This is a genomic window from Flammeovirgaceae bacterium SG7u.111, assembly GCA_034044135.1.
GTDB lineage: Bacteria > Bacteroidota > Bacteroidia > Cytophagales > Flammeovirgaceae.
Window position 1 is genome coordinate 3340583 of sequence record CP139021.1, and the last position, 12825, is coordinate 3353407.

Here is a 12825-nt window from a genome sequence, read left to right on the forward strand (position 1 = left end):
AAATCAAAACGAACAAAATGCTTTTTATATCTCTATGGCGAGCCGCTTGATATAAACAAGAGTGACATTACCATTGGAAATAGTGATGGAAAAAGGCTCGGAGCCTTCTGTTTTTGCCCGCTGCTATTATATAATTTGTTGAAGGGAGTTGTACTTGGTGCACTTGTTTTGCGCTGCTAACGATGTTATTCTAATTTCAAGAAGGTGGGGTGGTTCATCCCCACCTTCTTGAATGCTTTAAGCATTTCCCAAAGCTATTTGTTGCCCACAAACGTCTTTCCTACTACTCCGTTTGTGAACTCTTCTGAAGTAGAACACAAATATATTTGAGAGCAATACACTTCCAAAAATGGTCAGCCCAATAGGCACTAAGTCGTTAGTGTGGAACAATGCCGTGATGGAGCTGGAAAAAAAGCTGATCACAAATCGGGTTACCCCAATAGTAGCATTGGCTGACCCACTAATTTCTGGCAGCAAGTTTAATATAATTGCCGTTCCATTTCCAAACACCAAACCCAGCGTCCCAATCAGAAGGACCATGGATGGAAATATGATCCAAATGGGAGGGTGGGGAACTACCAAAACAGTAATGGCAATGACTGTACCCGCCAATAGTTGCAAGTTAATTCCCGTTCTCAAAATTTGTTCAGGTTCAAACCATTTAAGCAGTATTGTATTCAAAAAAGAAAGAATTATGCTCAAGGCGATGTTTGCCCCAAACAGAATAGGAAACATCGTTTTTGAAAAACCATAGTAGGTCAGGTACATGAATGATGAACCTGTAACAAAGACAAACAAGCTTGCTGATGAGAATCCCAAAGTAAAAAGCATCAGCACCGCTTTTTTAGATTTGAAAAAAGGAATGTATTTCCCAAAAAACTGTTTTGAGTTCAATTGCTTAGTTATCAGTTCAGGTTTCCTCGACTCTGGCAGCACTAATGTGATCACCATGAATAAGACTGTTGCAAAAAATGCTAAAAAGAAAAAGATTCCTTTCCAATCAGATTGATGGATGATAAATGTGCCGATTATCGGTGCAATCATAGGGGCAACCATCATGATCATACCAATGATTGTGGCCATGCGAGCCATTTGCTTCCCCTCAAACCAATCTCGGACAAATACCATGGAAGTTACCGTGCCAAAACCTCCGCCAAATGCTTGGATAATTCGTAAGGCCCATAATTGTTCTATCTCAGTGGTAAATGCCATTAGAATAGAGCTAATGCCGTATAATGACACCCCTATGATGGCGATGGGTTTTCTGCCGAAAGAATCGGACAGAGGGCCGCCAACAAAATTGCCCAAGGCAAAGCCTAAGAGATAAAGGGTGATGGTGAATTCGATTTTACCAATGGGTACCCCAAAGAATTCCGCCATTTCTGGCATAGCAGCCAAGTAGGTGTCGGTAGCAAAAGGCGACATAGTGGCGAGAATAGCCACTGCTATGGACATAATTGGGACAAAATATTTGTTTGATCTTTTGATGGACATAAAATTCGTATTTTGTTAAAATGTCGAAGGGTATCACTCTTCAATTGGATTTATATTGTTGAGCATTCGCTCAAGGAACTCGTAGGCTAATAGTTTTTCCCCCGGAGAAAACCCTTCTAGGAGGTTATGATTCCACTGGTTCAGTACTTCCTTTATTGCTGGGTATGTTTCTTCGCCTTTTTTTGTAGGGAAAATACACGTAGCCCTTTTGTCTTTTTCATCTGCTTTGCGGGTGATGAACCCGTTTTTTTCTAAGCTTTTTATCACCACCGAAACAGTTCCACGGTCAAGGTTGAAATAATCTTGAATTTTGTTTTGTGAGCTACCATGGTGGTGCATAATAAAATTCAAAATCCTAAACTGCCCCTGGGAAAGCTCCATTTGCTTTGCTTCTTTTTGGAAAAAAACCGCAGAAGCTCGGTGCAACATGCTGATGAGCCGCCCGATAGATTTTTGTTTGTTCTGTTTCATGATGGTGAATGAGTGAGCCTTTTCTATTTTCAATAGTTACTAACTTGTAAAAATACTTGTTTTGATAATTGGTATTCCAACTTGTTTTATGCGAATAATGTATTTAATAATGATATAACTCGACAAAACTAGTTGTAGTTCCAACTAATGTAAAAAAGTATTATTCCTTGCTCGACAAGGAATCTCCATCCAATGCATCAGCAAGCTTTGAAAATAGTGGGAAAGAGATTCCAGCTCAGGACCGAATGACTCGATATGGGACTTTTTCTGTTACCCAACCAACCCCAACAACCAACTAGGCTGGAAGAAGATCGCTAGTAGCGAAAGGGAAAGGATCGCCAAGAAAAGGATTTCAAAAATACTTGGTTGAAACGTGGTTTTACCCTCTTCTTTTTTGAAGAACATTACAAAAGGAATGCGAATGTAATAGAACAGGGCGACCAAGGTGTTGGCTAAGCCGAAGATGAACAGGGTGAGCAACAGTTGATTTCCACTGGCAGAATAGGCTTCCCACAAGCCTGAGAAAATGAATAGCTTCGCGGTGAAACCTGCTGTAGGTGGCAAGCCTGTCAACGAGATCATCACAATGATCATAAGGATGCCTAAGAAGGGCAACCTCATTCCCAAGCCGTTCATAGCGTTGAACAAGGCAGAACCTTTTTGTTCTTCCACAAAATGTACCAAGCCAAAGGCTGCGAAGTTCATGAGGAAATAAGTGCCGATGTAAAACAACACCGCTTCCTTGCCCGAATACTGCCAAGAAAACAGAACCAACATCAAAAAGCCTGCATGGGCGATGGACGAATACGCCAGCATTCGCTTGGCGTTCTTTTGCCAAATGGCGGAGAAGTTCCCAATCAACATGCTCAAGCCAGCGGCTATTGCCAAGAAGCTAAGCAAAGCGGTTTGGTCTGAGAAGTTGGCAATGCTTTGGGTCAGGTTGATGAATACGCCAATGCCCGCTGCTTTGGGTGCAACGGAAAAAAACGCTGCCAAAGGAGTGGGGGCAGACTCGTACACATCGGGCGTCCAGACGTGGAAAGGTGGTGCAGAAATCTTGAAAAGCAAACCTCCGAAGGTGAGCGCTAAGGCCACAAAAGAAACCATTGGGTTGGTAGCAGATAAATCCATGTTTAGTGAGAGCGAGCCGTTCATGCCGTAGAGCAGGGAAATCCCGTAAAGCATCACAGCAGAAGAAACTGCCCCAAATAGCAAGTATTTCATGCTTCCCTCTGCCGATTTCTTATCGAACTTGAAGAAGGTTAGGGTGTAAGAGCTGATGGAAACTAGTTCGATGGCGAGATAGACCATAAGCAGGTTGCTTGCCATTACCATCAGGTTCAAGCCCAGAATAATGGCGAGTAAAATAACGAAAAACTCGCCAGGCGTGCTTTTGGCTTTTTTGCCCATCAGGGTAAGCAGCAATGTGGCAATTCCGCTAAGGACGAAGATGTTTTTGAAGAAAGTAGCCGTAGCGCTAGGAGCGAGCATGCCCAAAAACAGATCAGCGGGAATGCCTTCCGCAGGTTGGTTGATGAAAAACAAACTTACGACCAAGCCTGCTATAGCGATGTAGAGCAAGCTGGTTTTGTTCTCCTTTTTGAGTAAAATCAAATCCAACACCAAAATAGAAGAAAGCAACAGCACTAGCCAAAGCTCGGGCGCAACCCAAGCCATACTTCCAATGATTCCCTCTAATTTTTTTGATATATCTAGCATTCTGTTTCTTAATTCTTAACTAGTTCAAGCGTCCGCTTGGACTGCTTACTTTTGCAGGCACCTCGCTTGTGGCATAAGATGTTTTTTATTTGCTGGCGCGATACCTCTGGTTCGTGCCTTTGTTACTACTTCCCAATCACTTCCAAATTTGCCGCTCCCGTTTGTTGTACGAAGTCCACAAAGTAGCTCACCGAGCTGTTCATGGTATCGAGCACTAGGTTGGGGAAAATCCCAAAGAGCAAAGCCAAAATGGCTAAGGGAACTAGCATTAATAATTCCCTGCTGCCCACATCGGTCATTTTCTCTGCCGAGAGTCCATCTTTGATGAAGAACTTGCCCAAGTACATGCGTTGCAGTGTCCAGAGGTAATAGGCAGCACCTAAGATCAATCCTAAAGTTGCGACTACTGGCATCCACATCGGTACAAGCCCGTTCACTTGATGCGAATTGAATCCACCTAAGAAAACAAACAACTCTGCTACAAAACCTGAGAAGCCTGGCAAGCCCAACGAAGCAAAAAAGGCAACGACGGTCAACGCACCATATACGGGCATCTTACCCATCAACCCTTTGTAACTTTCTATTTCTAAATTCTTATTTCTCAAATAAACCACGCCAGCTATTAAGAACAACATGGCGGAAATAATTCCATGGCTGAACATCTGGAAAATAGCTCCGTTGATGCCCTCGGTGGTGAGAGATGCCATTCCGAGCATCACAAAGCCCATGTGGGAAACGGAAGAGTAGGCAATCAATCTTTTCAAATTATGCGTGCCCAAGGCGATGTATGCGGCATAGACTATGGCGATGACGCCAAAAAGCCCAATCCACCAAGCATAGTAAATTGCTCCTTCGGGGAAAATGCTGTAGGCGATACGAAGCATTCCGTACCCGCCTATTTTCAGGAGGATTCCTGCTAACACCACCGAAATGGCAGTAGGTGCTTCCACGTGGGCATCTGGCAACCATGTATGCACGGGCACGGCAGGAAGCTTGATAGCGAAGCCTATGAAAAGCAGCAAGAATGCGATTAAACGGGCATTTCCACCCAATAGCCCTACTAAAGAACCTTTGAAGAAAATACTGTCGGGAATGAAATTCCCACCGTCCATCATGGCGGTCATGTTGAATGTTTTTACCAAATACTCAGAAGAGATTTCCCCTCTCGAAAGCATTTCTTGTACCTGTTTTATTACCTCTCCGCCCACTGGAGTATCGGCGGAAGCCAAGCCCATTTTTACCGCCGTAGCCGCTGGGTCAATCACCGAGGTATAAAGCCCAATCATCACGATGAGGATGAGGATGGAACCGGCGAGGGTATAAATGAAAAACTTGATGGAAGCATATTCGCGATTTGCCCCGCCCCAAATCCCGATGAGGAAATACATGGGGAGCAACATGAATTCGAAAAAGAGGTAAAATAAGAAGAAATCGAGCGCAGCGAAGCATCCCATTATGGCGGTGCTAAGCAGAAGGAATAGCGCATAAAACCCTTTCCTTTTTTCTTTGATCTCAAAGGAAGAAATAGCGGCAATAAACATGACCAAGGCGGTGAGCAAAATCATGGAGATACTCATGCCGTCCAAGCCAATAAGGTAGTCGATCTTGATCGTTCCCAAGCTGCCCAAGTCCACATTTATCCAGTCAGCCTGCTTGACCAGCTGATAGTTTTCCAACTGGTTGATGCCCGTTGGTGCGCTTTCTCCAGTTTGGAGCAAGGTCATGGCGAAAATAGCCAACACTAATTGCAGCCCGGTTGCCACCAGGGCGATGCCTCGGAATGCCTTCACGGCAGTGCCTGGCAAAGCCAAGACCAACAATGCTGCTGGTAGGGGTAAAAATATGATGAGTGAAAGTATGATTTGCTCCATTTGTGTTTTATATACTTTTACTAGCGAGTAGCGTTTATCGCTTTTCTCCGTCATTCCGCATTTGATGCTGAACCTCCTGCCTATTCCCCAAAAGGTTACATTTCTAGGTTTTGGTAGGAGATTCCTGCTTTCGGAGGAATGACGTTGATTTATTGTTTCATTATAAAGGTTCTAAAAAAAAGCTTACGCTGGCGCGACGCCTCTGGCTCGTGCCTTTTCATGTATCAAATTATAAAATATATCAAAAGAAAAATCAATCCAAACAAGGTCCATGCAAGGTAGGACTGAATTTTCCCTCCTTGTATAGAACTTGTATATTTTCCTACTTTTCCCGTCATGAATACAATGCCGTTCACCAATCCATCTACAAAAAAGCGGTCGAACCATGCGCTTACATGTGCCGTCACCACATGCAAAATTGCCAGATCGTTTACCGATTTATCAATGACCCTTCGGTCAAATTTTGCCGTTTTTCTACTTATCCAAAGTACCACGTTTTTGAGGTGGATTTCAAATATTTTATCCAAATACCAGAAGTTGAAAGAAAGCTTTCGCCAAAAGTTGTCTTCGGGGAAAAGACTGTTTTTCAATGCCAATAATTTTCCATTCCCATAGACCAACCATGCGATGAACAAGCCTGTGGAGGCCAATGCGAAGGATACAATTCCAGTTAGCAATTGGAAGGGGCTGTGATGACCAACATCGAACGGGTGCATGAACCAGCTGCTGTGTGCGTTCAGCGGATTGAGGGAAAAGACAAAACCGATGGTGAGAAATGCGAGCAACCCGATTGGGAACAGCATTTTTAACGGCACTTCTTTGATCGCTTCGCTTGCTTTTTCAAATTCGTTTTTCAATCTGTTCTCTCCAAAAAACACCAATAGCAATTGCCTGCCCACATAGAAAGCGGTCATGAGTGCGGAAACTAAAAGTAAAATAGGTGCGATGAATAGGAGAGGGCTTCCACTTGCAGCCATATCGAAACTTGCCGTAATGATGGCGTCTTTCGATAAGAATCCTGAAAACAAAGGCAAGCCTGCCAAACCTAATCCAGCAATGCTAAAAGCCAAAAAGGTCGTGGGCATTTTCTTTCTCAAACCTCCCATCAAGCGCATGTCTTGCGCATCGAAATGGGTGTGCAAATCGTGGGCTGCTACGTGTAAGGCATGGATAACCGCTCCTGCTGAAAGGAAAAGTCCAGCCTTGAAAAATGCGTGAGTGAGCAAGTGGAACATGGCTGCATCCATTGCTCCTGAGCCAATTCCAGCCACCATGTAGCCCAATTGGGAAATGGTGGAATAGGCTAATACTTTTTTGATATCCGTTTGGGAAAGAGCTGAGACTGCTGCCAAGAAGGCGGTAATTGCCCCAATGATGGAAATAACGACAAATACTTCTGGAGTGAAGAAAATCATCACCCTTGCTAAAAGGTAAACTCCCGCAGCAACCATAGTGGCGGCGTGGATCAAAGCTGAAACGGGCGTCGGACCTTCCATGGCATCGGGCAGCCAAACGGAAAGTGGGAATTGCGCCGATTTGCCAACTGCCCCGCAAAACAATCCTAAACCTGCAATGGTCGCCATCGTTCCTTCGGGTAGTTGCCCTGCTTCTACCAGTGGGAAAATTTCGGAAAGCTCTAAGCTGTTGAACGTGGCGTAGAGTGCCAATAGCCCAATCAGGAATCCTGCATCGCCAATTCTGTTTAGTAGAAATGCTTTCTTAGCTGCTCTTCGGGCGGTGGATTTGTGTTGCCAAAAGCCGATGAGTAAGTAGGAGGAAAGTCCCACTAATTCCCAGAAAATATAGATAATGGCAAGGTTAGAAGTAAGCACCAAGCCGAGCATGGAAAAGGTAAACAAACCGAGGTAGGCGAAGTAACGGTTGTAGTTTTCGTCGTCCTTCATGTACTCCATGCTGAAAAGATGCACGAGCGTGGAAACCAAGGTGACCACCACGAGCATAATGCTGCTTATTCCGTCAATCTGGATGTTTACAATAAAAGGTTTTGCCCCAATCTTGAACCATTCGAAGCTACTGCCTATTTCAGCCTTTCCTTCGCCCAACATCCAAACTTGGAAAAAAGCATAGAGGGAAATAAGCAAACTGATGAATACGGCTGCAAAAGCGAGCTTGTCGGCGGGGAATCCTTTTTTTCTTTCCCACAAAATATTGGGCAGAAAAATGCCAAGTGGCAAAATAGCTGCAACTATTGCCCAAAGAGGTAAGTGGGGATCAGGTAGAAAATGTTGGTCCAACGGATTAGTAATTTTGTTTCCGAGGGGTAAGCCCTCTGTATTATCTTCTTTCAAAAAAATCCAATTCTATTGCTTCAATCCTTCAAGCTATTCAGGTCATCTAGCTCAATAGAGCGATAATAATGATACGCTTTCAGGACAATCGCCAAGGCAACGGCAGCTTCTGCAGCAGCCACAATCATGACGAACAGGGCAAACATTTGACCGTTGATAGAGGGGTCGTACTTGCTGAAAGCCACTAGGTTAATGTTAGCGGCATTTAGCATTAGCTCAATCCCCATCAATACCACAATCGCATTCTTTTTCACGAGCACAATAGCCACACCTATGGAAAATAGGGCCGCACTCAGTAAAAGAAAATGTTGAAGAGGTATCATCGATCAGTATTTATTGTTTGCCAAAGATTGGGCAAATATAAATGAAATATGGAATTAAGCCTGTTTAGCAGTAGAATTGATTTCAAAGAACGTGAAAATCGCTTTCCGACCTCGTCAAATAGACTCGTGACTTAAATAGAACCAATATAGATGGTGAGGCTCGAATTAGAGGGAAGTCCCATTTTTTTGCGAATCCTGTAGCGGGAAGTATGCACGCTTTGGAGTGAAATGTTCAATATTTTAGCCATTTCGTGGCTGTTCAAGTTGAGCTTGATAAGGGCACAGTGTTTTAGCTCTGTGGAAGATAAATTAGGGTGTTTTTTGCACAAAGTAGAATAAAAATCATTGTTGACCTCTACAAATCGCCTGTTAAATTCTTCCCAGGAATTGTTTGTCCCTTTAGCATATTTTTTTTTAAGTAGCTGATAGTTTTCGGGATGGGATTTTTTTACCACATCCAAAATTGCGTTCACTGCATCCTCCATTTCTATCATCTTTATGGCATAGGATGTCAGCTCCTTGCTTTTGATTTCTAATACCGCCTTGTTTTTAGCTCTGTCAAGCTCACCTACCAATGAGAGTTTTTTGATCTTGTTGCGCTGGTAATACAAAAGGTACACACTGATGAAGATGATAAGAGTAAGTCCAAATAATAGAAAAAGCCGGAATAATTCCTCGTTTTTTTGTTCAATAAGGCTCTCTTGGCGTTCAATCAATTTTTGATTTTCGGTTATCTCAGCTTTGTATTTGTTTTTGATTTCGAATAAGCGTTGGCTGCTCTTGCTGCTTGTGCTAAATAATTGTTCGAAACTCTTTTTGGATTCCTTCATGCTGCTTACGGCTTTCAGGCATTCTCCTTTTATCGTATAGATTTCACTTATTTTTTCGAGTAGGTCTGGCTTAAACTCCAAATGGACATTTCTTTCGTCCATTAACTGGAGACTTTTGTTGTAATATACCAATGCGCTATCGTATTGAAATTGCTCTTTTTTCAGGTCGCCTATAAACGACAAGTTTGCCACTACATAAGGGGCATTCATATTAACGAGGTGGTGCTGTGCCCTAAAAAGGAGTTTTTCTGCCTCTGCAAGGTTTTCTAGTTGCAAATTGCAAAAGCCCCTATCTGCCAATATATAGGGAAGGATTCTTGGGGGATCAAAAATAATCGTACATGAATCTAAATACACCAATGCTTCCTCATAATTTTTTCGATCTCTCCAAAATGTAGCAATGGAAAAATAACTTGAAACCACCTGGTGTTTGGTGTAAGGTTTGTCTATAGCCAGTTCTTTCGACAAACTTAAAGAAGTGTATAAATGCTGTAAGGCTAAGGAGTCCTTCTCGTAAATATCATACAATATTCCAAGCCCTCTATAAATGGTGATTAGTTGATTGTCCAATTGTTGTTTTTCCGCAATAAGTAGAGCATCCCAAAGCCTGTCGAATGCAAGGTCATAATCGCCTCGGTACCTTTCTATTTGGGCAAGATCTATCAAGCACTTTACTATAGCCAAAGTATCCTTGTTTACAAGGGCACTTTGGTGTTCTTTGGTAAGCTCTTCATGTGTTTTGGTTTGCTTAGGAACCATGCCCTTATCAATACCATACATAGTATGACTTGAAATGACGCAGAAAAAAATTAAGACTGAATACCTTATTGATTTAATAACCACCATGTGCCAAATATAATCTATTGATAGAAATGGAATAGGGGTAACAGTTTTTTGAATACTTGGAATATAGCATAAGTGGCTTAAAATCAGTATAAAATCTATATGCTGAAAATAGCTTGTCTAGTATTTGACTATTGGGGACTTCGTTTTGAATAGTTATAGAATAGTAAAAAATAGAGAAATGAAGGATGGTATCGCCAATTTTAAAGCACTATAAATATTATGCTTGATATTTTTCATGCATACAACTTCACAGATACCACAAAATGAAAAGAACTGTACTAATTGCCCAACTGTATATCCTGTTCGGATTGGTTGGTTGTCAGCAAGCTTCACATCAAGAAACAAAAGATTTCTTCCTCCAAGTAAAAAATGAAAAGATAATCTCTGACCCCTCCGTAGAATGGAAAAACTTCGGTCCGGGAATGTCTGGTTACTGCGAAGAGTTTTGGTGTCACCCAACTGATACCAATGTGATGTTCATGGGACCTGATATGCACGTGAGTTTTGGTACTTGGGACAATGGAAAATCTTGGCATACCATTAAAGATTCGGACGGGATGGGGCAGGATATGAAGCGAGTGTTAGACATTGAATTTTCTCTCCAAAATCCTGATTACGGAATGTCCATTGATTGGAATGGTTGGATATATGAAACGACCGACCGAGGAAGAAGCTGGAATAGGACAGGTGAGTTCGGGAAAAGTTATAAGGATATTGGAATTGATCCAAACGACCCAAAGTCATTTGCCAAGGGTTGGTATTACGAGCAAAAAGGGACTCGGCACAGTGAATTGGCCTTAGATCCTACAAATGATAAAATATGGTATGTGGGTGCGGGTGATTTTTGGAATGTAAAGAGTAACCATCGATCTGCTGCCCAGCCAAACGGTGTTCAGCTCAAATATGCCGCTTACGGGTATATTTGGAAAACAACTGACAAGGGAGAAACTTGGACGAAAATAACCAGCGGACTTCCTGAAAATACGGAGGTAGGAAAGATCATAGTCAACCCAAATCATGCAGATAGCGTGATTATGGCGACCAACGATGGGCTGATGATCAGCGGGGATGGAGGCATGTCTTGGAAAATCAGTGCCTCAGGCCTGCCAAATAACTTGCCCCGAGATTTGACTTCTTATCACAACAAGCAAACTGGTGAGTTTGAACTTTATCTTGTAGAGCAAACAGTCTATGAAGAGAAGGAGAATACGGTAGCAGCTAAAGGTGGAGCATATAAAAGTACAGATGGAGGGGTAAGTTGGGAAAGTATTACCGGCAACCTTTATTTTGACTTGAACGCCATCACTTTTCCAGCAGAAATCGACCGCTTTCACAAAACCATGGGCTATTGGTTTGGTATCTCAAAGAAAGAATCAAAAGCCAAGTTCACACAACTTCCTAAAGAAACCCTTCCAGTCTATAACCGCATAGTTGTCAATCCACTGGACAAGGATGAAATTTATGTGACATACAACAAAAAGCATGATTTTACTTTTGGACCTGGAGATGTCTGGAAAACTGAGGACGGAGGCAAAACTTGGTTTGTGTGTGCACGCCAAGGAGCTTATTGGAAAAGTGGAAAGGATTTAGAATATTGGAAAAAGAGAAATAGTCCAGTTGGTACAAACGTAGAGTTTGCCCACCTACAATCATACATGGATGCATCTAATGCAACATCTGGCAACCGGACTTTGGTTATCAATTCCATTGGTCAAGTGTTTATAGGAATAGATCAACAAACCCTGAAATCGACTGATAATGGAAAGTCTTGGAAACAGGTAGACGACTATGAAACATCGCCCGGGAGTGGGAAATGGATAGGGCGAGGAGGGAGCAATTTGCCCGGCAGGTTTATGTTGCACGAAACAGGAATCTTGGGCAGAAGGCTGTTGTGCAGCGGAGAGCACGGCCTTTGGCAAACCACTGACCTAGACGGCTGGCCCGAGAAACAAGCAGTTGCCGTAGAACAAATCGAAGGGCAAGTCCATGATGGCAAAGGCAGGCATGGAGCGCATTCCATTTCCACAGTTGCGGTTCACCCAAAAGATCCGAATACTATTTATTTCTTAAGCTGGCGTCAAGAGCACAGGGGGAAACTCCGCAAAACAACCGATGGGGGCAAAACATGGGAAAATATCGCCACCATTTTTGACGCGGCAAACAATTCTTGGCAAGGTGTTGCTCCACAGAATTCATTGATTATCGATCCAGTAAATCCTGATAATATGTATTTCTGCTCCACTTTTCATAAGATTTCTGAAGTGGGAGGTGGCAAAGCGCAAGAGTTGACCAAAGGTGGATATGGGTTTTATCGCTCGTCTGATGGTGGTTATACTTGGGAATTGAGCAATAACGGATTTCATGAAAAATCAAGTGTGAGAAGAATTGTTTTTCATCCCGATAATCCAGAAATTATCTATGCCGCGCTAAACGACAACAATGGTGGTTTGTTCAAAACAACCAACAAAGGAGATGTCTGGGAGAAAGTGGAAATCCCATCGGTTATCAAAGCAGTGAATAATGTTTTTATTGATAGAAATACCAAAGAAATACTGATAAGTACGGGCAGGCGTACAGGCTCGTACGAAGAAGGAGGGGTTTGGCGAAGCAAAGACGACGGACAAAATTGGGAGCAGATATTTAAAGCGCCATGGGTTTGGCAAGCAGAAACATCGCCGGTTAATCCAAAACTCATTGTGATAAGTGCCGCTGGCCAAGCCGTGAGCATGGCTCATGAATTTGCAAACCCCGGTATTTATCTTTCAATGGATGAGGGTGAAAGTTGGAAAAAAATAAACAAAGGGCTAGGGCAGCCAGACAAAATAGTGGATGTAAAACCTGATCCCTATAATGAAGATGTACTTTGGCGTGCCTCGTGGGGATGCGGTTGGTTTGTGGCTTACCTCAATGGTACTGAAAAAGGGTGGATGAAGAACTAAATATAATACATTGAAAAAATGAA

The 12825-nt window shown here is 42.8% G+C and carries 8 protein-coding genes; 1 reads left to right on the plus strand and 7 read right to left on the minus strand.

The window, feature by feature from the left end:
* Positions 1-237: 237 nt before the first annotated feature.
* The 7 genes from R9C00_12995 to R9C00_13025 form a co-directional block, all read right to left on the minus strand.
* Complete coding sequence (locus R9C00_12995) at positions 238-1494, minus strand: multidrug effflux MFS transporter (GenBank protein ID WPO38372.1); 1257 nt, start codon at positions 1492-1494, stop codon at positions 238-240.
* Between the two features lie 33 nt (positions 1495-1527).
* Positions 1528-1965: a MarR family transcriptional regulator gene (locus R9C00_13000; protein WPO38373.1), complete on the minus strand. Its 438-nt coding sequence runs from the start codon at positions 1963-1965 to the stop codon at positions 1528-1530.
* Between the two features lie 270 nt (positions 1966-2235).
* Positions 2236-3684 carry an NADH-quinone oxidoreductase subunit N gene (locus R9C00_13005; protein WPO38374.1) on the minus strand — a complete coding sequence of 483 codons (1449 nt, stop codon included), beginning with the start codon at positions 3682-3684 and terminating at the stop codon, positions 2236-2238.
* 125 nt (positions 3685-3809) lie between these two features.
* Positions 3810-5609 (minus strand): NADH-quinone oxidoreductase subunit M, encoded by a 1800-nt coding sequence (locus R9C00_13010; GenBank protein WPO38375.1) that lies wholly within the window; start codon positions 5607-5609, stop codon positions 3810-3812.
* Between the two features lie 170 nt (positions 5610-5779).
* The gene (gene nuoL / locus R9C00_13015; GenBank protein WPO38376.1) at positions 5780-7864 is read right to left on the minus strand and encodes an NADH-quinone oxidoreductase subunit L; all 2085 of its coding nucleotides are present in this window, start codon (positions 7862-7864) and stop codon (positions 5780-5782) included.
* A gap of 20 nt (positions 7865-7884) precedes the next feature.
* A complete protein-coding gene (gene nuoK / locus R9C00_13020) occupies positions 7885-8187 on the minus strand; it encodes an NADH-quinone oxidoreductase subunit NuoK (GenBank protein WPO38377.1) in 303 nt (100 codons plus the stop codon).
* A gap of 131 nt (positions 8188-8318) precedes the next feature.
* Positions 8319-9797 (minus strand): hypothetical protein, encoded by a 1479-nt coding sequence (locus tag R9C00_13025; protein ID WPO38378.1) that lies wholly within the window; start codon positions 9795-9797, stop codon positions 8319-8321.
* Between the two features lie 329 nt (positions 9798-10126).
* Here R9C00_13025 and R9C00_13030 point away from each other — a divergent pair, with 329 nt between their 5' ends.
* A complete protein-coding gene (locus tag R9C00_13030) occupies positions 10127-12802 on the plus strand; it encodes a hypothetical protein (protein ID WPO38379.1) in 2676 nt (891 codons plus the stop codon).
* Positions 12803-12825 lie beyond the last annotated feature (23 nt).